The sequence below is a fragment of the Malikia sp. genome (assembly GCF_028687635.1).
In the GTDB taxonomy this organism is placed as follows: Bacteria; Pseudomonadota; Gammaproteobacteria; order Burkholderiales; family Burkholderiaceae_C; genus Malikia.
The window spans coordinates 1-21,296 of record NZ_JAQTZS010000038.1; the positions used below are offsets into that span (position 1 = coordinate 1).

Below are 21,296 nucleotides of genomic sequence, written 5' to 3' on the forward strand. Positions count from 1 at the left end.
TACTGACCCAGTCCTCGAAGCCGCACAGCACCGCGCACAGCGTGATCATCACGATGTCCTCGAGCTTGTGCAGCTTGTTGCGGGTCTGCCTCCTGGGGTCGGGCAACTCGGCGAAGTAGGTCTGGGGATTGGCAAGCATGTCCCCAGTATCCACCCGGCCCGCGCAATAGCCCAGTCTCAGATCATTCCCGGCTACATAGCGCGATCGCCCTGCCGACAGCACCGACCCCCAGGTCATCGCGCTGCACGCCGCCGCAGAAAACGCCCTGGCCAGCGCCTTGCGCCTGATCCGCTCGCTCGACTGCACCCCCGCCCAGCTGCGCCAGGCCACCGGCCGCGCCGCCCGGGCCGCCGTCGCGCTCCAGCGCCTCAACCACGCACTGAACCCAGCCTAAGCGCCCGTCAAGCGCGCCCGTCATCCATCCAACCCCGGCCACCCGGCCGGACCACCACCGCAGGGAGCCCAAAAAAATGAAATGCTGCGACACCACCGACTGCGAGCAAGGCAAATACTGCCCTGAACACGCCCGCGCCCACGTCCCCATCGAACTGCATCAACTGCCCAGCCGCCGCATCGCCCGCCGCCGCACCCTGCGCGCCGGCCTGGTGACGACGCTGATCATCACCCTGGCGGCGGCCGGCGCATTCAGCCTGGTCGTCAACCTCACCCACCTGATGATCGGAGCCAGCGCATGACCCCGTGCCCCCACACCACGGCCGGCTGCAGCTACCCAGGCGGCGAATGCCTCGGCGCCTGCCTGGCCGACCACCACATCATCCAGCCCAAGCCCAAGGCACTGCCCACCCTCATCGGCCTGGTCGGCCCGGCCGGCTGCGGCAAAGACACCGTGGCCGAGATGATCCACGGACTGCGCCAGACCTGCTTTGTCATCGTCGACGTGCGAACACCGTCAGAAGTGAACGTCATACGCGCGCAAGGCGGCGTCCTCTGGCGCATCGAACGCCCGCAGGCCGCCCCCGTGCGCGCGCATGCCAGCGAGTCCGCCGGCCACCTGATCGAGTGCGACCTGACCCTCGACAACAGCGGCACCCTCGACCAACTCTGGTCCAAGGTCCACGCCGCCGCCATGGGGAGGCTCGCCGCATGAACGCCGCCAACACCCAGACCGCCCCGGCCGCTCAAGCCACGCCCGTGCCGCCCACCATCCGCCAGCGCCTCGAAGCCCTCCTGCTCACGCCGGCCTACCCGTCCATGTCCCTCGACCATCTCTGCGACCTGCTGCCCGACGTCTCCCGCGACCAGGTGCGCCACGGCCTGAACTACCTGCGATTTTTGAAGCGCATCATCCGGACCGGAACCAACGTCCAGCCCATCTATCAGGGCGTGATGGGCATCCAGCCAACCCAGCCGGCAATGACCAAACCCGCCAAGCCCGCCAAACCTGCCGCGCCACCCGACCCGCCGCCACGCACAGTCATCTGGCCCGCAGACCTGCAAATCCAGACCGCGCCCACCTCGGCTCACCTGGCCGCGCGCGGGTCATTCGGCGGCGTCAACTGGGCCAACGCCACCCAGCGCCCGGGCTGCCAGGACCACCTGCTGCACCCCTCGCGCCGTGGCGACCAGCGGGTGCCGCCGCAGGGACTGATCAGCGGCTGCGTCGGCGACCTGCGCGACAAACGCTCTCACGACAGGTGACCCATGGCCCACCCACGCCCCCACCTGGCCACCATGCCCCTGGACCGCTACAAAGTGCTCACCGCCATCCAGGACGCCCCCGTCCGCCTGGCCGAACTCTCCCCCAGCCGCCACTGGCGGCACCCGCGCGGCGTCCAGGCCCGCGCCCTGCTCAAGCAACTGCAGGCCGAAGGCCTCATCCGCCGCATCTACCTGCACGGCCAGCAGCGCTACGTCACCGCCGACTGGCAACCCAGCCGCGCCGACATCCGCCGCCACCTCGACGGCTCTTTGCGCCGCACCCTCGACGGCTGCCTCGAATGGACCGGCGGCGCCACCCAACGCGGCACCCCGGTCTTCCGCCTCCCCTGCGGCGACGGCCGGGCCATCCATGTGCGCCGCTGGCTCTACCAGGACGCCCACGGCACCAACCTGTCGCCCACTATCCAGCTGCTGCCCCGCTGCGGCAACGACCACTGCGTGCACCCCCAGCACCAGACCCCACGCACCGCCGACCAATACCAGCGCGGCAAGCTCGTCACCCCGGCCCAGTGCGCCGCCATCGCGCGCGGCGCCAGGGCCGGGCGCCGCAAGCTGCAGTGGGACGACATCGTGACCATCCGGGCCAGCGACCTGCTCAACAAACAACTGGCCGAGCGCTACGGCTGCAGCGCCGCCCTGATCAGCCAGATCAAGCGCCACGAAATCTGGCGCGAATACACCGCCACCCCCTTCAGCGGCCTGCTGGTGCGGCCAGCCGCCAACGACCCGCCCACCCGCCAGCGCCACGCCAGCTGACCCGCAGCGCCGGCCCAGGCGCGCGCCCATCGACCCAGGAGGAACCATGACCCAGCGCAAAAAAACCAGAACCACCGTCCTGCGCATTTACAGCCACATCGACGAAATGATGGCCAGCCCGCACCAGCCGCTCAGCCCCGAGCGCCGCCGCCACCAACTCACCCGCATGTGGCAAGGCCTGCGCGCCATCGAAACCGCCCCGCAGCCCAGCCACGACGACTGGCGCGTCTGCGGCGATGCCGTCAACCTCATGGGAACCCTGGTCAGCCACGGCGAAGCGCGGCCCGATGAACAGGGCACGATCACCGCCAACTGGTGGCGCGACTGCGCCGGCGACTGGGTACAGATCCACGACAGCAGCAAACTCCTGATGGACGCCGTCACCGCCATCACCGCCGCCGGCATCCGCAAACTCGACAGCGGCCCGTTCCGCCTCGACGCCGCCGGCATCCAGGCCGTGCGCGCCGTCCTCGAAGACTACCGCGACCTGCTCGACCTGCTGCCCGCGCGCACCCTCATCCGCGCCCACCGACTGACCGAAAAGCGCATCGCCGACATCTTCTCCGGCCGCTGCCGGCCGCACGACGTCGAAATCGTCGACCTGAGGGCCACCGCATGATGAGCGGGCCGAAGCACACGCCTGGACCGATCTTCCTGGACAGCTTCAGCGGATCGGCAGCCAATCTGAAGCCGAGCCTTAGAACGCCGCAGCATGTGCTGTCGGCATTGAGGCGTGATCCGCGCGTCAGCACGTTTGACATGAGCGAGTGCTCGTGGCTATGCGGTTGCATCGACATCCTGAAACGGGATGGCCATATCACCGAAGACGAGTCCGAGCCGTATCCCTGGCACCGCTATGTCATCACCGCAGCTACCGGGCCAGCGGCATGACCGACAAACCATCCCGCACCCTGTCCGACCTGCGCCCGAACTCCACCGTGCGCTGCCTGGTCTGCGACCAGACCAAACCCCAGGCCACCGCCGTCAAATTCCACGCCCACCACGTCTGCAGCGACTGCGCGGCCAAGGTGCGCGCCAAACAGGAGAAACCGAAATGAGCCGCCAACTCGAACTCGATCTGCCGACTCCTAGCGCCAAGCCGCGTGAGACCTCACCCCTGGAACGACTCAGGCAGATCATCCGACGCAAGGGCATCGACCCCGCATGGCGCGGCGCCGCATTTCATCGCGGCTGGATCATGCCGCTGCCATGTCTGGACCCAGGCGACCGATTGCGCATCGGGCCGCGACCGGAACGGCCCGGCCTGCCAGCCAGCGGCGCCTGGGAAACACTGTGCGCCTGGCATGTCAACGCGGCAAAGCACTGCCCGGAAGAAACCCGCGCGTACCGCGAACGTATCGGCGGTGCAGCATGAGCGTCGTCAGCATGAAACACGCCAAGACGCAGACGGCGATTGATGCCTTTTACCGTAATCATGGTCCGTGCTGCGCTGGGTGCGATCACTGGCGCTGGATCAACTCAGTGGTCGGAGACTGCATCAAATCAGCACCCGTTTCTGGCGAAGAGCGATTTGACATGATTGGCATTTCGTACTCATCAGTGCCACCTACTGCTGGCCATGTCGTGACCTGGCGTCACCATCTGTGCGGAGAGTTCATCGATTTGGATGGCGCAGTCAAGAAGGGCGGTGCAGCATGAAAACCAAGCCCTGCACCCTTGGCACACGCCACAAGTGGACATGGATCAAGAACGTCAGCGTCGGCAGCCTGGTCCACACCAGCAGCGGCACACACGGCCAGTTCACCCTCAAAGGGCTCTACCGCTGCCAGTGCGGATCCAGCAAGCACGGCCCCTTCAACCCCAACGGCAGCGACCTGCGCAGCATTGGAGCAGCAGCATGCTGACCCCGCAGTTCCTGCTTCCACTGGCTGGCGAACTGGTGATCGACAACTTCGCCGGCGGCGGAGGTGCTTCGACCGGGATTGAGCGCGCGATCGGCCGCCCGGTTGACATCGCCATCAACCACGACCCGCAGGCCATCGCCATGCACCAGGTCAACCACCCGCAGACGCTGCACCTCTGCGAGAGCGTCTGGGACGTCAACCCGCGCGAAGTCTGTGCTGGCCGCCCGGTCGGCCTGGCCTGGTTCAGTCCGGACTGTAAGCATTTCAGCAAGGCCAAGGGCGGCAAGCCCGTCGAAAAGAAGATCCGCGGCCTGGCCTGGGTAGCGGTGCGCTGGGCTGCCACAGTCAAGCCGCGCGTGATCTGCCTAGAGAACGTCGAGGAATTCGTGACCTGGGGGCCGCTGACTCAGGATGGCCGGCCATGCCCGCGCAACAAGGGGCGCGAGTTCGGCGCCTTTGTCAACGCCCTGCGCCGCCTGGGCTATGCCGTGGAATGGCGCGAGCTGCGCGCCTGCGACTATGGGGCTCCCACCAGCCGCAAGCGCCTGTTCCTGGTCGCACGCTGCGACGGTCTGCCGATCGTCTGGCCCAAGCCCACTCACGGCCCGAGCCTCAAGCCGCACCGGACCGCAGCTGAGTGCATCGACTGGTCGATCCCCTGTCCGTCGATCTTCGAGCGCGAGCGCCCGCTGGCAGATGCCACCCTGCGCCGGGTCGCGGCCGGGGTGCAGCGCTTCGTGATCGACGCAGCCAAGCCGTTCATCGTCCGCATTGGGCACACCGGCCACGGTGATGCCGGCAAGGTGCGAGGCCTGGATGAGCCGCTGAGCACCATCACCAGCAAAGCTGAGCACCTGCTGGTGATGCCAACCCTGGTTGATGTCGCCCACGGCGAAGTCTCTCCATCCGGCGTCAAGCGGTGGGGCAAGGGGTACGTCGATGTGCAGCAGCCCATGCGAACGGTGACGGCCAGCGGCAACCAAGCGCTTGTCGCCGCCTTCTTGGCCAAGCACTACACCGGGGTCATCGGGCAGGATATGCACCGGCCTATCGGCACCGTCACCAGCGTGGATCATCACAGCCTGGTGCATGCCTTCCTGGTCAAGTTCTACGGCAACGGCGGCCAGTGGGCTGGCTGCGATGAGCCGATGCACACCCTGCCGACCAAAGACCGGATGGGCCTGGTGATGGTGGCTGGCGAACCGTACCGGATCACGGACATCGGCCTGCGCATGCTGCAGCCGCGCGAGCTGGCGCGAGCCCAGGGCTTTGGTGATGGCTACCTGCTCTCGGCACCCGACAGGGGATTGAGTCTGCCCAAGCACGCCCAGGTCAGGATGGTCGGCAACAGTGTTTGCCCGCCCATGGCGCATGCACTGGTGGCCGCGAATTACTCGGAAATGAATCACCTCGAAAGGAAAGCAGCATGAGCACTGACCGCGAACTTCTGGAGCTTGCTGCGAAGGCGGCTGGGATTGAAGTCACTGCCGTGGTGGCAGATGGAATACCGCATCGTTTTGGTGGTGGTTACTGGAACCCACTCACAAACGACGGCGACGCGCTGCGGCTGGCGGTGAAGCTTGGGATTAGCGTCATCCAATGGAGTGTGGACGTTTCCGCTACGCACGGACCTACAGGACGCGAATGGCCCGAGCCTTGGGGTTCCGACCCCTACGCAGCCACCCGCCGCGCCATCGTGCGCGCTGCTGCTGAAATTGGCCGCCAGGTGAATGAAGGAACTGCAGCATGACCACCCATCACACCCCATTCCCCTGGCACGTCGTAGCCGACTGGGACGAAGACGGTAACGCCCGCTACACGCTGGTGGGCTGCAAAAAGACCAGCGCGCCGGATGCGCTGCTGATCGCGGCTGTACCCGAGCTGCTGGCCCAGCGAGACGAATTGCTGAAGGCTAGGCAGGTGCTCGGCGTGGACACCATCCGGCTGCAGCACGAAAACGAACAGCTGCGCAAGGCGGTCGCCAAGCTGCACGCAGCGCGCGGCCGCCACCACACCCAGCTCGCCGCCTGCGACCTGTTCGACCTCTGCGGTCTGCCCAACGAAAGGCCCGCCATCGCCAAAACCACGGGGAGTGCGACATGAGCGTGATCGAAATCGGAGCGCTGCGGATTCAGCGCGAACAGGTCCAGGCCATCAACGGCAAGCTGGTTTGCCGGCACAACAGCCTGAGCCTCAACCGCGAGGGCCATGTCATTCGGTGCAAGGACTGCGGCGACCAGGTCGAGCCGTTTTGGGCGTTCGAGAAACTGGTCGAGAGTTACAACGAGGCCCAGCAGAAGTTTGCCCGCGAGGTCGCCAGGCACCGCGAAGAGATGGCGAAGGGAGTGGCCACGAAGGCCGCGCGCCGGGTTGAGGAAGCATGGCGATCAAGGTCGATGGTGCCGACCTGCCCGCACTGCAATGAAGCAATCTTCGCGGAGGACGGGTTCGGCGGCGCGGCGGTGAACCGCGACCTGGCAATGCGCCGCCGGCAGATCGCAGCCAAAAAGGCGGGAGATGGCACATGAACCTCAACCTCGTCCACCACAACCTCACGATGGCGGCAGAAGCTGCGCGCCAAAAAACCGAACGCTGCGAGGCACTGGCCGTGGTCGTCAAAGCCATGATCGACCCGGCTTCTGCAGGCCCGATGCCCATCGTCGAACTCGCCAAGGCCCTGCGCGCATTCGACCTCTGCATCGTCCACCGCGAGATCGTCCAGCAGGCCGCCGACGTGGTGCGCGAAACCGACGACCACGAAGGCCTGTCGCTGGATGAGCTGGACCACCTGCTGACGCAGCTTGAGCGCTCGATTCATGCTGGAGCCAACACATGACCCGCGACGACATCATCCGCCTGATGGACTGGCACCCCGTTGCTGCAATGGGTGACTTGCCCGACTCGCTGCTGGCCCGCGTCGAGACCGTCGTGCGCGCAGCCGAAGCCGCCGAACGCGCGAAGTGGCAGCCCGTGTTGAATGCAGTGCTGCGCGAAATGCCGCGCAGAGATCGCAACGACGGCAATGCACCCGGCCACGCGCACGCAGTGCCAGGCATCTGGGACCCAGACAACGGTCCCCTAGCAGGCAGAGAGTGCGCGTGGTGCAAGGCATGGAACACAGCCAAAGCCGTCATTCTCACCAGGGACAGCCCATGACCCCCGCCGCGCAGCCCATCACCCTGATCAAGTTCAACCTCGACACACAAGAAAAACGATGAACACCACCTTCCTCCTCATGGCCCAGTACGGCGGCCAAGCCGTCATCCCGCTGGAAACCGTCTGCCGCGACTACTTTGCCGCCATGCCGGTGCCTGAATTTTCCCGCAAAGTGGCTGCCGGGACGATCCGCCTGCCGATCGTCCGCATGGAAGCCTCGCAAAAAGCCGCGCGCGGCATCCATATTCAGGATCTGGCCGAGTACCTGGACGCCCGGCGCGCCGCCGCCGTCAAGGAAGCCGAGCAGCTGCACTCGACCGGAAGCCGCTGACCCGGTGGCACATTCAGTGCCACATCAGATTCTCAAAAATCCACAAGCAATTGATTTAGAAATGTGTTTTTCAGAAGTCAGTCCAATCGAGCGTCGGCGCGACGGACATAGTCCACTCCCCTTTGATCCCCCTGAAAACAGGGTTTTCAGTCTGCGCCGGGGCTGCGCCGCTTGTTTTGTTTTCGGTCATTCCAGTACGTTTCAGGTCATTTAGCATTAGCCGGTGCTACAGTCGGTGCAACAGCACATAGGCTTGTAGCACTCATGGGAACCATCACACAGCGCAAGCGGGCGGACGGCGCCTCCGTCTTCACCGCGCAGATCCGGCTCAAGAAGGGCGGTATTGTCGTGCACTCCGAGGCGCAGAGCTTCTTGACGGTTGATTCTGTCTACACCCACTGAGCCCAAGCTGGGCCGATGCTGCAACGACAAGGCCCGCACCAGCGAAGAGCCGGTGCGGGCCTTGTCGAGACTAGGACGGCGCGGGCTGCGCGCGTCCCTGCCTGCGGGCATCAGCCCATGTGCAGGCCGCCGTTGACCGAGAAGTCAGCGCCGGTGGAGTAGCCACCGTCTTCGCTGGCCAGCCAGGCGACGATGGAGGCGATTTCGCTCGGCTTGCCCAGACGCTTGACCGGCACGGTCGCGACGATCTTCTCGAGCACGTCAGCACGGATGGCGTTGACCATGTCGGTGCCGATGTAGCCCGGGCTCACGGTGTTGACGGTCACGCCCTTGGTCGCCATTTCCTGCGCCAGCGCCATCGAGAAACCATGCATGCCGGCCTTGGCGGCCGAGTAGTTGGTCTGGCCAGCCTGGCCCTTGTTGCCGTTGACCGAGGAGATCTGGATGATGCGGCCCCAGCCCTTTTCGACCATGTCCGGCACGACCTGCTTGGTCACGTTGAACATCGAATTCAGGTTGGTGTCGATGACGGCATCCCAGTCCTCGCGGGTCATCTTCAGGAACATGCGGTCCTTGGTGATGCCGGCGTTGTTGACCAGCACGTCGATCGGGCCGTGCTCGGCCTTGGCCTTGGCGAAGGCTTCGACGGTCGAGTCCCAGCTGCTGACGTCGCCAGCCGAGGCGTGGAAGGTGAAGCCCAGCGCGGCTTGCTCGTCGAGCCATTTCGTGAAGTCACGGGTCGGACCACAGCCAGCGATGACCTTGAAGCCTTCCTGATGCAGGCGCTGGCAGATAGCCGTTCCGATGCCACCCATGCCACCGGTCACGTAAGCGATTTTTTGAGTCATGTCTTTATCCTCGTTTATTGGTTTGAGTTGTCTGGAAAACATCCCGGCCGCCGGAATACCCGGCGGTCAGGAATTCGGGAAATCCGCAAAGAAGCGGATCAGCGCTCGACGGCCAGCGCCACGCCCATGCCGCCGCCGATGCACAGCGCGGCCAGACCCTTCTTGGCGTCACGGCGCTGCATCTCGTGCAGCAGCGAGACCAGGATGCGGCAGCCGGAGGCGCCGATCGGGTGACCCAGCGCGATCGCGCCGCCGTTGACGTTGACCTTGGCCAGGTCGGTGCCCAGCTCCTGGTTGACGGCGCAGGCCTGGGCCGCGAAGGCTTCGTTGAGTTCGAACAGGTCGACGTCGCCGACGCTCCAGCCAGCGCGCTCGAGCGCCTTCCTGGAAGCCGAGACCGGGCCCATGCCCATGATCGCCGGGTCAAGGCCAGTGGTGCCGAAGCTCTTGAGCGTGGCCAGCGGCGTCAGGCCCAGGGCGGCGGCCTTGCTGGCCTTCATGACCATCACGGCGGCGGCGCCGTCGTTGATGCCCGAGGCGTTGCCGGCGGTGACGCTGCCGGCCTTGTCGAAGGCGGGCTTGAGGCCGGCCAGCACTTCGGCGCTGGTCTTCTTGTTGATGAACTCGTCGGCGGCGAAGACGACCGGGTCGCCCTTGCGCTGCGGGATCACGACCGGCACGATCTCGTCGACGAACTTGCCGGCTTCCTGGGCGGCGGCGGCCTTTTGCTGGCTGGCCAGGGCCAGGGTGTCCTGCATCTCGCGGGTGATGCCGAATTCCTTGGCGACGTTCTCTGCCGTGATACCCATGTGGTACTTGGCGTAGGCGTCGGTCAGGCCGTCGTTGATCATGGTGTCGACCAGCTTCCAGTCGCCCATGCGCTGGCCGTCACGGCTGCCCGGCAGCACATGGGCCGAGGCGCTCATGTTCTCCTGGCCGCCGGCGATCACGATCTCGCTGTCGCCCCAGGCCACGGCCTGAGCGGCCAGCATGACGGCCTTCAGGCCCGAGCCGCACACGGCGTTGATGGTCAGCGCCGGGGTTTCCTTGGCGATGCCGGCCTTCATCATGGCCTGACGCGCCGGGTTCTGGCCCGCGCCAGCGGCCAGCACCTGGCCCATGATCACTTCACCGATCTGGTCGGCGGCGACGCCGGTGCGCTCGAGCAGCGCCTTGATGACGGTGGCGCCCAGCTCGGGCGCGGAGACCTTGGCCAGGCTGCCGCCGAACTTGCCGACCGCGGTGCGCGCTGCCGCGACGATGACGATGTTGTCTTGCATGTATAGCTCCTCTTTATTGACTGACAGGATTGCAGGGGAAAATGGATCTCAGGCCTTGGCCTTGACATAGCGGCCAGGGGCCGGCTCGATGCTCTTGTACTTGCGGTTGCCGTAGGACTTGGGCGCGGCGATCTCGGCGCCGGCCTGGCCCTTGAGCCACTGGGACCAGTCGGTCCACCAGCTGCCCTTGTGCTCGGTCGAGGCGGCGATCCAGTCGTCGACGTTGCCGGGGAAGTCGGTGACGGAGCCGATCCAGTGGCTGCGCTTGCCCTTGCTGGCGGGGTTGATCACGCCGGCGATATGGCCCGACGCCCCCATCACGAAGCGCTTGGGGCCGGTCAGGTGCTGGGTCGAGGCGTAAGCCGCGCCGATCGGCACGATATGGTCCTCGCGCGAGCCGTAGAGGTAGACCGGGATGTCGACCTTGGACAGGTCGACCGGCTGGCCACAGACCGTGGCCGCGCCCGGCTTGACCAGTCGGTTTTCCAGGTAGGTGTTGCGCAGGTACCAGGCGTAGTAGGGGCCGGGCAGGTTGGTGCTGTCGCCGTTCCAGTACAGCAGGTCGAACGGCGGCGGGGTCTCGCCCTTGAGGTAGTTGCCGACCACGTAGTTCCAGACCAGGTCGTTGGGGCGCAGGAAGCTGAAGGTGGTCGCGAGGTCGCGGCCCGGCAGCAGTCCGCCCTGGGCGAACTGGAGCTCGCGCAGCTTGACCATGGCCTCGTCGATGAAGATGTCGATCACGCCGGTGTCGCTGAAGTCGAGCATCGTGGTCAGGAAGGTCGCGCTGTGGACCGGCTTCTCGCCGCGCGCGGCCAGCACCGCCAGCGCCGTGCCCAGCATCGTGCCGCCGACGCAGAAGCCCAGCGTGTTGATGGTCTCGGCCCCAGTGATCTCGCGCGTCACGCTGATCGCCTTGATCACGGCCTGCTCGATGTAGTCGTCCCAGGTCTGCTGCGCGCAGGACTGGTCGGGGTTGCGCCAGCTCACCACGAAGGTGCGCATGCCCTGCTCGACGCAATAGCGGATCAGCGAGTTCTCGGGCTGCAGGTCGAGGATGTAGTACTTGTTGATCGAGGGCGGCACGAACAGCATCGGGCGCTCATGCACCCTGGCCGTCAGCGGCTTGTACTCGAGCAGCTGGAAGAACTCGTTCTCGAACACCACCGCGCCTTCGCTGGTCGCGACGTTCTTGCCGACCTCGAACGCGCTCTCGTCGGTCATCGAGACATAGCCCTGCTGCATGTCCTTCAGCAGGTTCTGGATGCCCTTGGCGAGGCTCTCGCCCTTGGTCTCGATCGCCTTTTGCTGCGCGTCGGCGTTGAGCGCCAGGAAGTTGCTCGGCGCGCTGGCGTCGATCCACTGCTGGACGGCGAAGCTGACACGGGCCTTGGTCTTGGGGTCGGCATCGACGGCCTCGGCCATCGACATCAGGGTGCGGGCGTTGAGCAGATACATCGCGGCGCTGAAGGCCGACATCGGGTTGCTGCTCCAGGCCGCGCCGGAAAAGCGCCGATCCTGGGGCGGCTTGATCTCAAGACCGGCATTCCAGACCTTGGCCAGATCCTTGAGGTATTCTTGCTGGATTTGCGCCAGCTTGACTTGGTCGAGCTTGACCGGCACTTCAGTCTGCCCGGCAATCTTGGAAAACAGCTCGGTCAAGTGCGAGGAAGTCGGCAATTGGGGCAAACCCTGAAATTGAGGCATTGCGGCGCCGAACACCGGCGCGACAGCCGCCTGACTGGATTTCATCATGCGGGACCACTGCTGGAGGGCGGCTTGCTGTAACTCTTGCGGCGAAGAAAGCCAGGGATTGCTGGAATTCATATATTTTCTCCTATTTCTAATAGATTTTTGCTTTACAGCAACTTCACCAAGTCGGTCAAATCAAACTAGGCACATCTCCTAGCATATCTCATTTGTTAACCCTCTTTCATTCTGATTCCGAATCATATGTATATCCTGGCAATTGGATGGCTCTACGTGGCGCTGATGATGGCGCTGGCGGAAGCCACGAACGCAGTCGGCTCGGTCCTGGGCGCCATGGTGACATTTGTTTGTTACGGTTTGATGCCAGTCGGGCTGCTGGTCTACCTGCTGGAACGTCCGGCGCGGAGACGCAGGCGCGAACAAGAGCAGGCGCTTGCGGCCACGACCGGCTCAGTCGCGCCAGATGCTGGCGGCCATGCGCCCGGTGCTGCCGAGGCTGGCAGCGTCGCGCCGGTGAGAAAAGAACCTTGAGGCCTGGGTCACGGTGCACCAGCCCGCGCTGCCGTCGTTGCCCGTGATCAGTTCGATGCCCAGCCGGCGCAGCCTCATGCGGGCCAGCGCCGGCAGGTCGGCCAGGCGTTTGCCATCGCTGCGCCCAGGCAACAGGCTGAAGGCTGACGCCGATTCCGGGTCGGCCGCCATGAAGGCACGCGCCACCTCCGGTCCCACCTCGAAGGCCAGCGGGCCGATGCATGGCCCCAGCCAGACGCGCAGGCCCTCGCGTTGCGAGCGGGTGCGGGCCGCCGGCCAGGCTTCGCACAGGGCTTCGAGCACCCCTCGACCACCGAAGCCGAGCAGGCCACGCCAGCCGGCATGCACCGCCGCCACGCTGGAAGCGTCGGGCGCGCACAGCAGCAGCGGCAGGCAGTCCGCCACCATCACGGTGCAAGCCACGCCAGGCTGACGGCTCCAGCAGGCATCGGCCTCCATGCCGTCGGGGCTGTCGCGCCCGAGCTCAAGCACCTCGACTCCGTGGACCTGACGCAGGAAAACCGGCCGCGCGCCCAGGCGCTGGCCCAGCAGCTCACGGTTGGCCGCGACGGCCTGCGGGGCATCGCCGACATGGTCACCCAGGTTCCAGCTATCGAACGGGGGCCGCGAGACGCCGTCCATCCGGGTGCTCATCGCCGCCTGCGCGCCAGCGGGCCAGCAGCCATCGGCGCCCATCAGTCCGGGCGCGCGCCAGTGGGTCGGTGGGGCTGGCAAGAGCGGGGGGCTGGGGGTGGGCTCGGGTCGGCTGAAGGGCTGGCAGGGCTGGATCATGGGGAGCGTGCGAAACGGATTGCGGGAAGGTGCATCGAACAGGGGAACCGCACGATTGTGCGAGAATGATCTCGTCTTTTTCTCTTCGATGATCCGGGTGAACTTCTCGCACACCATCCATTTCTGCCGCCAGTGCGGCGTCTCGGTCGAACACCGCGTGCCTGACGACGGTGACACCAAGCTGCGAGCCGTCTGCCCTGCCTGCGGCACCATCCACTACCAGAACCCGCTCAACGTGGTCGGCACCTTGCCGCACCTGGGGGGCCGGGTGCTGCTGTGCAAGCGCAACATCGAGCCACGCCGGGGCTTCTGGACGCTGCCGGCCGGCTTCATGGAGCTCGGGGAATCCGTTGCCGAGGGGGCGCTGCGCGAGACCCAGGAGGAAGCAGGCGCCGACATCGAGCTCGAAGGCCTGTTCAGCCTGCTCAACGTCGTGCGCGTGGGACAGGTCCACTTCTACTACCGTGCCAGGTTGCTCAGCGAGCGCTTCGACCCGGGCCACGAGACCATGGAGGCGCGCCTGTTCCAGGAGCACGAGATTCCCTGGGAGGACATCGCCTTCCGCACGGTCAAGGAGACGCTGGAGCATTTCTTCGCCGATCACCGCAGCGGCCGCTACGGTTTCCATATCGGCGACATCAGCTGATCAGCGGAACAGACGGCGCGCCTGCGGCGAGCCAGCCGCGAGATCACGGCTCTCCAGCTTGTCGTAGAGCGCTTCGAGCTGGACGGCGACCTGATCCAGCAGATAGCTGTCGAGCGGCACACCGCGCTCGTCGGTCAGGCGTCCTTCCATCGCCGTGGCCAGCTGCTGTGCGGCCTCGCGCAGCCTGGCGTAGGGGTTTTCGGCGCGCGCGGACTGCGGGACATCGAACAGCAGCTCGAACTCGACCAGCGCGTTCTGTTCGGGATTCTCGTCCAGCGCGGCACGGATCTCGAACTGCAGCAAGGCGAGCGGACCGGAAGCGGGTTCGGCAGCGGGCAATGCCAGCCGACCCGGCAGGGAAGCGGGAACGAAGCCGACTTGCTGAGCCTGCTGCACGATGTAGCCCGGGCTCCAGGCGGTGCGCGTGGCACGGATCTTGAATGCCATTTGCGCGTCGTGGTCGCTGGCGAACTGGTCGAGCTCGCGCGCACGCGTCACCTCGGCCATCATGTCGGGGAAGTCGACATGGGCCGCCAGCTGGTCGGCCAGCGCCTGCGTCTTGCTGACGAACTCGGAAAACTCGATCTGGTTGAGTGCTCCGGCGCGGTTGGCCAGTTGCACCCCCGCTTGCAGGCTGTCATAGCGGCCACCGACTCGTGGCAACTCCCAGCCGCCGGTATCCAGCGAGCAACCCTCGACCGCAAAGGGCTTGCTGCCGATGCGGCGCGAACGCGGCAAGGCGGCCAGCACGGCCTCGCCCGATACCGGATGGTCGGGCGTGAGTGTCACCAGCACGTCGATCAGCGGATCGAGCTGACTGCGCAGGCCCGCCGCCGACCCCGGGCCAGGCGACAACAGGGCGTCAAAGTCGTCCAGCACGGGCTCGACCCGACCGTCTCCCTGGGCTGTGTCTTCACGCGCGCCGCTGTCCGAGCCAGGCGCCATGTCCGGCTGCCCACTGGAGCGCCGTGGCTGGTTGCGCAAGGTGATCCAGCGGTTGTAGCCCAGCACCGCCAGCACCACCGCCCCGCCCATGGCCGCCAGGCCCAGTTGTAAATCCGTCATATTCAAGCCGTTTCCATCATTCCGGCGGCAGCCTCCATGTCGACTGCCACGATGCGCGAGACGCCCTGCTCCTGCATCGTCACGCCTATCAGTTGTTGGGCCATCTCCATCGCGATCTTGTTGTGGCTGATGAAGAGGAATTGGGTCTCGCTGCTCATGCGGGCCACCAGCTTCGCATAGCGTTCGGTATTGGCGTCGTCCAGCGGCGCGTCGACCTCATCGAGCAGGCAGAACGGCGCCGGGTTCAACTGGAAGATCGCGAACACCAGCGCGATCGCGGTCAGCGCCTTCTCGCCACCCGAGAGCAGGTGGATGGTCTGGTTCTTCTTGCCCGGCGGCTGCGCCATGACCTGCACGCCAGCGTCCAGGATCTCGTCGCCGGTCATGATCAGCCTGGCCTGGCCACCGCCGAACAGGTCGGGGAACATGCGGCTGAAGTGGCCGTTGACGGTCTCGAAGGTGTTGCCGAGCAGCTCGCGCGTCTCGCCGTCGATCTTCCTGATCGCATCCTCCAGCGTCTGGATCGCCTCGTTGAGGTCGGCCGACTGCGAGTCGAGAAAGTGCTTGCGCTCGCGGGCGCTGCTCAATTCGTCGAGCGCGGCCAGGTTGACCGCGCCCAAGGCCGTGATCTCGCGCTGGCCGCGGTCGATCTCGGCCTGCAGGCCATGCAGCTTGACGCCCTCGCCTTCGATGCCGGCCGCCAGCGCTTCCAGGTCGGCGCCGGCCTCGGACAAGGCCTGGCCGTGCTGCTCCAGACCGAGCTGGGCGGCCTGTTCCTTGAGCTGGAACTCGGTGATGCGCGCGCGCAGCGGGTCGAGCTCGCGTTCGTTGTGCTGGCGGCGCTCGTCGCTGGCGCGCAGCCTGGCGGTGAGCTCATCGTACTGGCTGCGCTGGGCGGCCAGTTCCTGTTCGCGCTGCAGCCGGGCGTCGAGCGCGTCCTGCAGACCGCCCTGCGCGGCCGCGTCCGACAGCCGCGCGAGTTCGTCGCGTGCGCGCTGCAGCTCGTCGGCCAGGGTACCGGCCTGCTGACGAGCGGTCTCGACGGCGCGCTGCAGCTCGGAGCGGCGCGCCTGCAGGCTGCGCTCGGAAAAGGTGGCTTCCTGCGCCTGGCGCTCCAGCGAACGCAGCTGCTCGCGCGCCTGCGCCAGCCGGCGCTCGGCGTCGATGACGGCATCTTCGAGCTGGGCGTGGCGCTCCTGGCTGTCGGCCAGCTGCAGGTCCAACTCCTCGAAACGGCCCTCGGCCGTCAGGCGGCGCTCCTGCATCGCTTCGAGCTGGTCATCGAGCTCGGCCAGATCCTGCTCGATCTGCTCGCGCCGGGCGCGCGCCTGCTCGGCCTGCTGGGCCAGTCGCAGCACCTCGACCTCGAGCTCGTGGGCGCGCGACTGGGATTCCTGCGCCTCGCGCCGGCTCTGGCCCAGGCGCTGGCTGGCGTCGGCATAGGCCGACTCGGCGCGCGCGAGCGCGTGGCGCGACTCGTCGTGGATCAGCGTCTGCGCGCGCAGCTGCTTGTCGAGGTTGTCGATCTCCTGCGCGCGTGCCAGCAGTCCGGACTGCTCACTGTCGGGGGCGTAGAAGGCCAGGTGATGAGCGCCGACACTGTGCCCGGCCGGGGTCCAGATCGCCTGCCCTGGCGCCAGCCGGGCACGCGCGGCCAGCGCCTGGTCGAGCTCATCGGCACACCAGCAGCCGGCCAGCCACTCGGACAGCAGGGCCTGCAGGCCGGCATCGTGCAGACGCAGTCTTTTGCTCAGCGCTTGCAATCCGGTGGGCGCTTCCAACTGCGTAAGTGACATATTGAAAGGCGGACAGAAAAAAGACAGCTTGGCCGGTGGCGCATCGGCGGCGAAAGCCGCCAGCCGCTCCAGCTGCGAGACCTCGAGCGCGCCCATGCGCTCGCGCAGCGCGGACTCGACCGCCACCTCCCAGCCCGGCTCGACCTGCAGGCGGGTCCAGAGCCCCTGCAGCCCATCGAGCCCCTGCCGGGTCAGCCAGGGCTTGAGCTTGCCGTCGGTCTTGAGCTTGTCCTGCAGGCTCTTGAGCGCCTCCAGTCGAGCCGACAGGTCGGCCTGCCACTTGCCTTCGCGGTTGACCGCTGCCTGCGCCTCGCGCCGTTCCTGCTCCAGCCGGGGCTGCAGTTCCTGCAGCTCCTCCAGGCGGGCCTGGGACTGGTCGCGCTGCTCGCGGACGGCATCCAGCTGCTCGCGCAAGACGTGCAGGCGATGCTCGTCGGGCGCGGCCAGCGCCTTGGCATCCGCACCCAGTCGCTCGCGGCGCTGCTGCAACTGGCGGCTCTGCTCCGAGATGCCGCGCTGCTCGGCCGCCAGCACCTGGATCGCCTGCTGCACCTGGGTGACGGACGCGCGCTGCTGCTGGGCCTGGCCCTGGGCGCGGCGCAGGCTGTCTTCGAGCGCGGGCAGCTGCTCGGCCTGTTCCTCGCACTGGGCGGCCAGGATCTCGGCCTGCTCGGCGGCGGACTCGTTCTGCTCGGCCAGACGCTCGAGCTCGACCTCGGCGTCCTCCTGGCGCTGCTGCCATTGCGCGATCTGCTCCTTGAGCTGATCGAGGCGCTGCAGCACGCGGGTGCGGCCCTCGACCACATAGCGGATCTCGGCCTCCAGGCGCGCGACCTCGGCGCCGGCCTCGTAGAGCCGGCCCTGGGCCTGGTTGACCAGGTCGCCCGCGTCGTAATGGGCCTGGCGGATCGCTTCCAGGTCGGCCTCGGTGCGGCGCAGGTCGGCCATGCGGCTCTCCAACTCGTTGAGCGCCTGCAGGCCCTCGGCGCGCACCCGCGCGAGCTCGACCTCGGCCTCGCGGCGCTTGAGAAACCAGAGCTGCTGCTGGCGCAGCGTGACCTGGGACTGCAGCTGGTGGTAGCGGGTGGCGACCTCGGCCTGCCTTTCGAGCTTGTCGAGGTTGGCGTTGAGCTCGCGCAGGATGTCATCGACGCGCAGCAGGTTCTCGCGCGTGTCGTTGAGGCGGTTCGAGGTCTCGCGCCGACGTTCCTTGTACTTGGAGACGCCCGCGGCCTCCTCCAGGAACAGGCGCAGCTCCTCGGGTCGGCTCTCGATGATGCGGCTGATCGTGCCCTGGCCGATGATGGCGTAGGCACGCGGCCCCAGGCCGGTGCCGAGGAACACGTCCTGCACGTCGCGCCGGCGCACCGGCTGGCCGTTGATGTAGTAGCTGCTGGTGCCGTCGCGCGTCAGCACGCGGCGCACCGCGATCTCGGCGTACTGGCTCCACTGGCCACCGGCGCGGTGATCGGCGTTGTCGAAGATGAGCTCGACACTGGCGCGGCTGGCGGGCTTGCGCTGGGTCGTGCCGTTGAAGATCACGTCCTGCATCGACTCGCCGCGCAGCTCGCTGGCCTTGGATTCGCCCAGCACCCAGCGCACCGCGTCCATGATGTTGGACTTGCCACAGCCGTTGGGGCCCACCACGCCGACCAGCCGACCGGGCAGGTTGAAAGTGGTGGGTTCGGCGAAGGACTTGAAGCCGGAAAGCTTGATGGTGTGGAGGCGCACGGAAACCAGAATGGGAAAAACCCCCAATTATCCCGCATGGGATGCGGCGGTGCAGCACAAACACCAATCTTTGGTCACCCAAATGACCATGATTGAAATGGATTGGGCCATGAGGTATCCGATGCCTTTTGGAGATACCCGAATGCCCGCAAAATACCCACGACCAACCCATCCCCAAACCGGTCTGATCGTAAGGAAAATTTTCATGAGCACCATGGCAACGGGAAGCCCTGTCCCTTATCAAGGCAACGACAGACTGCTCATCGGCCTCATCATGGGGGTGCTGACCTTCTGGCTGTTCGCGCAGACGACCTTGAACGTGGCGCCAGACATGCAGCGGGATCTCGGCCTAGATGCCAGCATGATGAACATCGCCGTGGCGATCACGGCCCTGTTCTCCGGCATGTTCATCGTGGTGACGGGCGGGCTGGCCGACCGGATCGGCCGCATCAGGATCATGCAGGTCGGCCTCGTCCTGAGCATGGCCGGCTCCCTGCTGATCGGCCTGACGCCCAGCGGCGAGCTGGCCACCCCTTTCCTGCTCAGCGGCCGCGCGCTGCAGGGGCTTTCGGCGGCCTGCATCATGCCGGCTAGCCTGGCGCTGGTGAAGACCTACTGGGACGGTGCCGCGCGCCAGCGCGCGATCAGCCTGTGGGCGATCGGCTCCTGGGGCGGTTCCGGCCTCTGTTCACTGTTCGGCGGCCTGGTGGCACAGAACTTCGGCTGGCGCTACATCTTCTTCGCCTCGATCGTCGTGGCCATGGTGAGCCTGCTGCTGATCAAGGGCACCCCGGAAAGCAAGGCCGATCCCCAGGGCCGCCACCAGTTCGACCTGGCGGGCATGCTGACCTTCATGGCCGCCATGGTCGCCCTGCAGATCCTGGTCACCCAGGGCAACAAGCTCGGCTGGACCAGCCCCATCATCCTCGGCCTGGCGGGCCTGGCCCTGGTCCTGGGCACCCTGTTCTTCCGGATCGAATCGCGGGCCGCCCAAGGCTTCATCGACTTCAAGCTGTTCAGGAACCCGACCTACGCGGGCGCCACCATCTCGAACTTCCTGCTCAACAGCGTCGCCGGCACGCTGCTGGTCTCGCTGCAGCTGGTCCAGCGCGGGGGCAACCTGAGCGCCCAGCAAGCCGGTGCCTTGACCCTCGGTTACGCCGTCGCGATCATCGCCTTCATCCGCGTGGGCGAGAAGCTGCTGCAGCGCTTTGGCTCGCGCAAGCCGATGATCTGGGGCTGCCTGATCACGGGTCTGGCCATCTTGCTGCTGTCGCCAGCCAACCTGCTGCTGGAAGACTACAAGGCGATGGCGATGATCGGCTACACCCTGTTCGGCATCGGTCTGGCCTTCTATGCCACGCCGTCCACCGATGCCGCCTTGTCGGCGCTGCCTGCCGCACAGGCCGGCTCGGGCGCCGGCATCTACAAGATGGCGTCCTCGCTGGGGGCGGCGTTCGGCATTGCCATCTCGGCCGCCATCTTCACCGCCCTGAGCGCCAACCCGGACAGCATCTCCTGGATGGCGGGCGTGATCACCTTCGCGGGCCGCCAGGACAACCTCGCGGTGCGCGAGGCCGCGATCATCGCCCTGATGTTCAACGTCTTCATGGTGCTGGCCGCGATCCTGTCGATCATGCTGACCGTTCCCAAAGGCATCCCGAAGAAAGCTTGAATACTCGCGAGAGTCGCCCGGACCGTTTCTCCAGACAGTTGCAATATTTGAGGAGTTGGAATCATGAATACCCTGTTAAATGTCTTGAGCGCCGAACAGGAACAGATTCAAGGCTGGCGGCATCACATGCACCGTCATCCCGAGGTGGCTTTTGATGAATACCAGACCGCCAGCTACATTGCCAGCCGGCCATGATCAAGGACGGCCTGTTCGAGCGTTTCCCGATGGATGCCGTGTTTGGCATGCACAACATGCCGACGCTGGGGCGCGGCAAGCTGTACTTCACACCCGGCCCGGTGATGGCGGCGGTCGACAACCGGGAGATCGTGCTGACCGGCGTCGGCAGCCATGGCTCGATGCCCGAGAAGAGCGTCGAGCAGGTGGTGGCGGGCGCTTCCCTGGTGATGGCGCTGCAGACCATCGTCCCCCGCAATGTGGCGGCCAAGGATTCGGCGATGGTCTCCGCGTCGGTGCCTTCCTGGCCGGGGATGCCAGCAACGTGATCCCGCAGACCGCGACCTTGCGCCTGAGCACCCGGACCAGCAAGCCAGAAACACGCCAGCTGGTGCTCGGCAAGATCAAGTCGATCACCGCGGCGCAGGCGCAAGCCTTCGGTGTCAGCTATGAAATCCGCGAGGGCTCGCCTGGCGCCGTGCTGGTCAACGATCCGGCACAGACCGAGGAATGTGCCGCAATCGCCAAGGAGCTTCTGGGTGAAGACCAAGTGGTGATACCCGGCCCGACCTTCATGGGCAGCGAGGACTTCGCCTTTTATGCGCAGCACAAGCCGGGCACCTATTGCTTCATCGGCAACGGCGATACGCCGATGGTGCATCACCCGATGTATGACTTCGATGACCGGAACCTGCCGATCGGCGCCGCTCATTGGGTCGCCATTACCCAGCATTAAGTTAGTCCTGAGAAATTTTTCGATCCATGTCCCTGTTTTGGCCCGCCATCGGTTCTAATCCTGCCCAGTGCGGCAGGTGCCGCGTCATGAGTACGAGGGAAACGGATGGGCAAGCGACTCGACA

Annotated in this window: 32 protein-coding genes; 24 read left to right on the forward strand and 8 right to left on the reverse strand. The window is 66.1% G+C overall.

All coding sequences use genetic code 11. The features are described from left to right. Both PHR85_RS14590 and PHR85_RS14595 read right to left on the reverse strand, forming a co-directional pair. Positions 1–139 (reverse strand): transposase family protein (locus PHR85_RS14590; protein WP_300055816.1); only part of this gene is annotated, 139 nt, incomplete at its 3' end. A 43-nt stretch (positions 140–182) separates the two neighbouring features. Next, positions 183–377 carry a hypothetical protein gene (locus PHR85_RS14595; RefSeq protein ID WP_300055736.1) on the reverse strand — a complete coding sequence of 65 codons (195 nt, stop codon included), beginning with the start codon at positions 375–377 and terminating at the stop codon, positions 183–185. Positions 378–471: 94 nt separating this feature from the next. Between PHR85_RS14595 and PHR85_RS14600 the strand changes: the two genes are divergently transcribed. From PHR85_RS14600 to PHR85_RS14685, 18 genes are all read left to right on the forward strand, one after another. Next, positions 472–696, forward strand: a complete 225-nt coding sequence (locus tag PHR85_RS14600; protein WP_300055741.1) for a hypothetical protein — start codon at positions 472–474, stop codon at positions 694–696. Then, a complete protein-coding gene (locus tag PHR85_RS14605; RefSeq protein WP_300055743.1) occupies positions 693–1,109 on the forward strand; it encodes a hypothetical protein in 417 nt (138 codons plus the stop codon). Before PHR85_RS14600 ends, PHR85_RS14605 begins: the two co-directional genes overlap by 4 nt. Further along, complete coding sequence (locus PHR85_RS14610) at positions 1,106–1,660, forward strand: hypothetical protein (RefSeq protein WP_300055746.1); 555 nt, start codon at positions 1,106–1,108, stop codon at positions 1,658–1,660. The genes PHR85_RS14605 and PHR85_RS14610 overlap by 4 nt, the downstream gene beginning before the upstream one ends. 3 nt (positions 1,661–1,663) lie before the next feature. Continuing rightward, complete coding sequence (locus PHR85_RS14615; protein ID WP_300055748.1) at positions 1,664–2,437, forward strand: hypothetical protein; 774 nt, start codon at positions 1,664–1,666, stop codon at positions 2,435–2,437. 46 nt (positions 2,438–2,483) lie between these two features. Next, entirely contained in the window at positions 2,484–3,056 is a 573-nt protein-coding gene (locus PHR85_RS14620; protein ID WP_300055750.1) for a hypothetical protein, read from the forward strand. Beyond that, a complete protein-coding gene (locus PHR85_RS14625) occupies positions 3,053–3,328 on the forward strand; it encodes a hypothetical protein (RefSeq protein WP_300055753.1) in 276 nt (91 codons plus the stop codon). Before PHR85_RS14620 ends, PHR85_RS14625 begins: the two co-directional genes overlap by 4 nt. Beyond that, complete coding sequence (locus tag PHR85_RS14630; RefSeq protein ID WP_300055755.1) at positions 3,325–3,495, forward strand: hypothetical protein; 171 nt, start codon at positions 3,325–3,327, stop codon at positions 3,493–3,495. Before PHR85_RS14625 ends, PHR85_RS14630 begins: the two co-directional genes overlap by 4 nt. Further along, entirely contained in the window at positions 3,492–3,812 is a 321-nt protein-coding gene (locus PHR85_RS14635; protein ID WP_300055758.1) for a hypothetical protein, read from the forward strand. The genes PHR85_RS14630 and PHR85_RS14635 overlap by 4 nt, the downstream gene beginning before the upstream one ends. A gap of 11 nt (positions 3,813–3,823) precedes the next feature. Continuing rightward, positions 3,824–4,096, forward strand: a complete 273-nt coding sequence (locus PHR85_RS14640) for a hypothetical protein (RefSeq protein WP_300055760.1) — start codon at positions 3,824–3,826, stop codon at positions 4,094–4,096. Beyond that, the gene (locus PHR85_RS14645) at positions 4,093–4,302 is read left to right on the forward strand and encodes a hypothetical protein (protein WP_300055762.1); all 210 of its coding nucleotides are present in this window, start codon (positions 4,093–4,095) and stop codon (positions 4,300–4,302) included. The genes PHR85_RS14640 and PHR85_RS14645 overlap by 4 nt, the downstream gene beginning before the upstream one ends. Further along, positions 4,296–5,732: a DNA cytosine methyltransferase gene (locus tag PHR85_RS14650; RefSeq protein WP_300055765.1), complete on the forward strand. Its 1,437-nt coding sequence runs from the start codon at positions 4,296–4,298 to the stop codon at positions 5,730–5,732. The genes PHR85_RS14645 and PHR85_RS14650 overlap by 7 nt, the downstream gene beginning before the upstream one ends. After that, entirely contained in the window at positions 5,729–6,052 is a 324-nt protein-coding gene (locus PHR85_RS14655) for a hypothetical protein (RefSeq protein WP_300055767.1), read from the forward strand. The genes PHR85_RS14650 and PHR85_RS14655 overlap by 4 nt, the downstream gene beginning before the upstream one ends. Continuing rightward, entirely contained in the window at positions 6,049–6,405 is a 357-nt protein-coding gene (locus PHR85_RS14660; RefSeq protein WP_300055770.1) for a hypothetical protein, read from the forward strand. The genes PHR85_RS14655 and PHR85_RS14660 overlap by 4 nt, the downstream gene beginning before the upstream one ends. Then, positions 6,402–6,830 (forward strand): hypothetical protein, encoded by a 429-nt coding sequence (locus PHR85_RS14665; protein WP_300055772.1) that lies wholly within the window; start codon positions 6,402–6,404, stop codon positions 6,828–6,830. The genes PHR85_RS14660 and PHR85_RS14665 overlap by 4 nt, the downstream gene beginning before the upstream one ends. Continuing rightward, a complete protein-coding gene (locus tag PHR85_RS14670) occupies positions 6,827–7,138 on the forward strand; it encodes a hypothetical protein (RefSeq protein ID WP_300055775.1) in 312 nt (103 codons plus the stop codon). The genes PHR85_RS14665 and PHR85_RS14670 overlap by 4 nt, the downstream gene beginning before the upstream one ends. Beyond that, positions 7,135–7,458: a hypothetical protein gene (locus PHR85_RS14675; RefSeq protein WP_300055778.1), complete on the forward strand. Its 324-nt coding sequence runs from the start codon at positions 7,135–7,137 to the stop codon at positions 7,456–7,458. Before PHR85_RS14670 ends, PHR85_RS14675 begins: the two co-directional genes overlap by 4 nt. A gap of 58 nt (positions 7,459–7,516) precedes the next feature. Next, entirely contained in the window at positions 7,517–7,789 is a 273-nt protein-coding gene (locus PHR85_RS14680) for a pyocin activator PrtN family protein (RefSeq protein WP_300055780.1), read from the forward strand. Positions 7,790–8,053: 264 nt separating this feature from the next. Next, on the forward strand, positions 8,054–8,191 hold the full coding sequence (locus tag PHR85_RS14685) for a hypothetical protein (protein ID WP_300055783.1): 138 nt from the start codon (positions 8,054–8,056) through the stop codon (positions 8,189–8,191). A gap of 110 nt (positions 8,192–8,301) precedes the next feature. Here PHR85_RS14685 and phbB read toward each other — a convergent pair whose 3' ends face one another. The 3 genes from phbB to PHR85_RS14700 form a co-directional block, all read right to left on the reverse strand. Next, on the reverse strand, positions 8,302–9,039 hold the full coding sequence (gene phbB / locus PHR85_RS14690; protein ID WP_300055786.1) for an acetoacetyl-CoA reductase: 738 nt from the start codon (positions 9,037–9,039) through the stop codon (positions 8,302–8,304). A gap of 98 nt (positions 9,040–9,137) precedes the next feature. After that, positions 9,138–10,319: an acetyl-CoA C-acetyltransferase gene (locus tag PHR85_RS14695; RefSeq protein WP_300055788.1), complete on the reverse strand. Its 1,182-nt coding sequence runs from the start codon at positions 10,317–10,319 to the stop codon at positions 9,138–9,140. A 48-nt stretch (positions 10,320–10,367) separates the two neighbouring features. Further along, positions 10,368–12,143 carry a class I poly(R)-hydroxyalkanoic acid synthase gene (locus tag PHR85_RS14700; RefSeq protein WP_300055790.1) on the reverse strand — a complete coding sequence of 592 codons (1,776 nt, stop codon included), beginning with the start codon at positions 12,141–12,143 and terminating at the stop codon, positions 10,368–10,370. Positions 12,144–12,269: 126 nt separating this feature from the next. Between PHR85_RS14700 and PHR85_RS14705 the strand changes: the two genes are divergently transcribed. Further along, a complete protein-coding gene (locus PHR85_RS14705) occupies positions 12,270–12,557 on the forward strand; it encodes a hypothetical protein (RefSeq protein WP_300055793.1) in 288 nt (95 codons plus the stop codon). Here PHR85_RS14705 and pgeF read toward each other — a convergent pair. Beyond that, complete coding sequence (gene pgeF, locus PHR85_RS14710) at positions 12,477–13,349, reverse strand: peptidoglycan editing factor PgeF (RefSeq protein ID WP_367278763.1); 873 nt, start codon at positions 13,347–13,349, stop codon at positions 12,477–12,479. The two genes, PHR85_RS14705 and pgeF, sit on opposite strands and share 81 nt — an antisense overlap. Before the next feature lie 88 nt (positions 13,350–13,437). On the opposite strand from pgeF, the gene PHR85_RS14715 reads away from it, so the two are divergent. Continuing rightward, entirely contained in the window at positions 13,438–13,995 is a 558-nt protein-coding gene (locus PHR85_RS14715) for an NUDIX hydrolase (protein ID WP_300055796.1), read from the forward strand. On the opposite strand, the gene PHR85_RS14720 is transcribed toward PHR85_RS14715, so the two are convergent. Together PHR85_RS14720 and smc are read right to left on the reverse strand one after the other, a co-directional pair. Then, on the reverse strand, positions 13,996–15,060 hold the full coding sequence (locus tag PHR85_RS14720) for a cell division protein FtsZ (RefSeq protein WP_300055800.1): 1,065 nt from the start codon (positions 15,058–15,060) through the stop codon (positions 13,996–13,998). A 2-nt stretch (positions 15,061–15,062) separates the two neighbouring features. Further along, the gene (smc, locus tag PHR85_RS14725) at positions 15,063–18,587 is read right to left on the reverse strand and encodes a chromosome segregation protein SMC (RefSeq protein WP_300055802.1); all 3,525 of its coding nucleotides are present in this window, start codon (positions 18,585–18,587) and stop codon (positions 15,063–15,065) included. A 205-nt stretch (positions 18,588–18,792) separates the two neighbouring features. Here smc and PHR85_RS14730 point away from each other — a divergent pair, with 205 nt between their 5' ends. The 4 genes from PHR85_RS14730 to PHR85_RS14745 all read left to right on the forward strand — a co-directional run bounded on the left by PHR85_RS14730 (position 18,793) and on the right by PHR85_RS14745 (position 21,172). Beyond that, positions 18,793–20,262, forward strand: coding sequence for an MFS transporter (locus PHR85_RS14730; protein WP_300055805.1), 1,470 nt, complete (start codon positions 18,793–18,795; stop codon positions 20,260–20,262). Between the two features lie 63 nt (positions 20,263–20,325). Continuing rightward, positions 20,326–20,457, forward strand: a complete 132-nt coding sequence (locus PHR85_RS14735) for a hypothetical protein (protein ID WP_300055808.1) — start codon at positions 20,326–20,328, stop codon at positions 20,455–20,457. Beyond that, the gene (locus PHR85_RS14740; protein WP_300055810.1) at positions 20,454–20,765 is read left to right on the forward strand and encodes a hypothetical protein; all 312 of its coding nucleotides are present in this window, start codon (positions 20,454–20,456) and stop codon (positions 20,763–20,765) included. Before PHR85_RS14735 ends, PHR85_RS14740 begins: the two co-directional genes overlap by 4 nt. Continuing rightward, positions 20,741–21,172, forward strand: a complete 432-nt coding sequence (locus tag PHR85_RS14745; protein ID WP_367278764.1) for a M20/M25/M40 family metallo-hydrolase — start codon at positions 20,741–20,743, stop codon at positions 21,170–21,172. Before PHR85_RS14740 ends, PHR85_RS14745 begins: the two co-directional genes overlap by 25 nt. Positions 21,173–21,296: the final 124 nt, after the last annotated feature.

Bases quoted from the DNA above. Each gene is read 5' to 3' on its own strand.
- PHR85_RS14600 (WP_300055741.1), top strand. From the start codon at position 472: ATGAAATGCTGCGACACCACCGACTGCGAGCAAGGCAAATACTGCCCT.
- PHR85_RS14605 (WP_300055743.1), top strand. From the start codon at position 693: ATGACCCCGTGCCCCCACACCACGGCCGGCTGCAGCTACCCAGGCGGC.
- PHR85_RS14610 (WP_300055746.1), top strand. From the start codon at position 1,106: ATGAACGCCGCCAACACCCAGACCGCCCCGGCCGCTCAAGCCACGCCC.
- PHR85_RS14615 (WP_300055748.1), top strand. From the start codon at position 1,664: ATGGCCCACCCACGCCCCCACCTGGCCACCATGCCCCTGGACCGCTAC.
- PHR85_RS14620 (WP_300055750.1), top strand. From the start codon at position 2,484: ATGACCCAGCGCAAAAAAACCAGAACCACCGTCCTGCGCATTTACAGC.
- PHR85_RS14625 (WP_300055753.1), top strand. From the start codon at position 3,053: ATGATGAGCGGGCCGAAGCACACGCCTGGACCGATCTTCCTGGACAGC.
- PHR85_RS14630 (WP_300055755.1), top strand. From the start codon at position 3,325: ATGACCGACAAACCATCCCGCACCCTGTCCGACCTGCGCCCGAACTCC.
- PHR85_RS14635 (WP_300055758.1), top strand. From the start codon at position 3,492: ATGAGCCGCCAACTCGAACTCGATCTGCCGACTCCTAGCGCCAAGCCG.
- PHR85_RS14640 (WP_300055760.1), top strand. From the start codon at position 3,824: ATGAAACACGCCAAGACGCAGACGGCGATTGATGCCTTTTACCGTAAT.
- PHR85_RS14645 (WP_300055762.1), top strand. From the start codon at position 4,093: ATGAAAACCAAGCCCTGCACCCTTGGCACACGCCACAAGTGGACATGG.
- PHR85_RS14650 (WP_300055765.1), top strand. From the start codon at position 4,296: ATGCTGACCCCGCAGTTCCTGCTTCCACTGGCTGGCGAACTGGTGATC.
- PHR85_RS14655 (WP_300055767.1), top strand. From the start codon at position 5,729: ATGAGCACTGACCGCGAACTTCTGGAGCTTGCTGCGAAGGCGGCTGGG.
- PHR85_RS14660 (WP_300055770.1), top strand. From the start codon at position 6,049: ATGACCACCCATCACACCCCATTCCCCTGGCACGTCGTAGCCGACTGG.
- PHR85_RS14665 (WP_300055772.1), top strand. From the start codon at position 6,402: ATGAGCGTGATCGAAATCGGAGCGCTGCGGATTCAGCGCGAACAGGTC.
- PHR85_RS14670 (WP_300055775.1), top strand. From the start codon at position 6,827: ATGAACCTCAACCTCGTCCACCACAACCTCACGATGGCGGCAGAAGCT.
- PHR85_RS14675 (WP_300055778.1), top strand. From the start codon at position 7,135: ATGACCCGCGACGACATCATCCGCCTGATGGACTGGCACCCCGTTGCT.
- PHR85_RS14680 (WP_300055780.1), top strand. From the start codon at position 7,517: ATGAACACCACCTTCCTCCTCATGGCCCAGTACGGCGGCCAAGCCGTC.
- PHR85_RS14685 (WP_300055783.1), top strand. From the start codon at position 8,054: ATGGGAACCATCACACAGCGCAAGCGGGCGGACGGCGCCTCCGTCTTC.
- phbB (WP_300055786.1), bottom strand. From the start codon at position 9,039: ATGACTCAAAAAATCGCTTACGTGACCGGTGGCATGGGTGGCATCGGA.
- PHR85_RS14695 (WP_300055788.1), bottom strand. From the start codon at position 10,319: ATGCAAGACAACATCGTCATCGTCGCGGCAGCGCGCACCGCGGTCGGC.
- PHR85_RS14700 (WP_300055790.1), bottom strand. From the start codon at position 12,143: ATGAATTCCAGCAATCCCTGGCTTTCTTCGCCGCAAGAGTTACAGCAA.
- PHR85_RS14705 (WP_300055793.1), top strand. From the start codon at position 12,270: ATGTATATCCTGGCAATTGGATGGCTCTACGTGGCGCTGATGATGGCG.
- pgeF (WP_367278763.1), bottom strand. From the start codon at position 13,349: ATGATCCAGCCCTGCCAGCCCTTCAGCCGACCCGAGCCCACCCCCAGC.
- PHR85_RS14715 (WP_300055796.1), top strand. From the start codon at position 13,438: ATGATCCGGGTGAACTTCTCGCACACCATCCATTTCTGCCGCCAGTGC.
- PHR85_RS14720 (WP_300055800.1), bottom strand. From the start codon at position 15,060: ATGACGGATTTACAACTGGGCCTGGCGGCCATGGGCGGGGCGGTGGTG.
- PHR85_RS14730 (WP_300055805.1), top strand. From the start codon at position 18,793: ATGAGCACCATGGCAACGGGAAGCCCTGTCCCTTATCAAGGCAACGAC.
- PHR85_RS14735 (WP_300055808.1), top strand. From the start codon at position 20,326: ATGAATACCCTGTTAAATGTCTTGAGCGCCGAACAGGAACAGATTCAA.
- PHR85_RS14740 (WP_300055810.1), top strand. From the start codon at position 20,454: ATGATCAAGGACGGCCTGTTCGAGCGTTTCCCGATGGATGCCGTGTTT.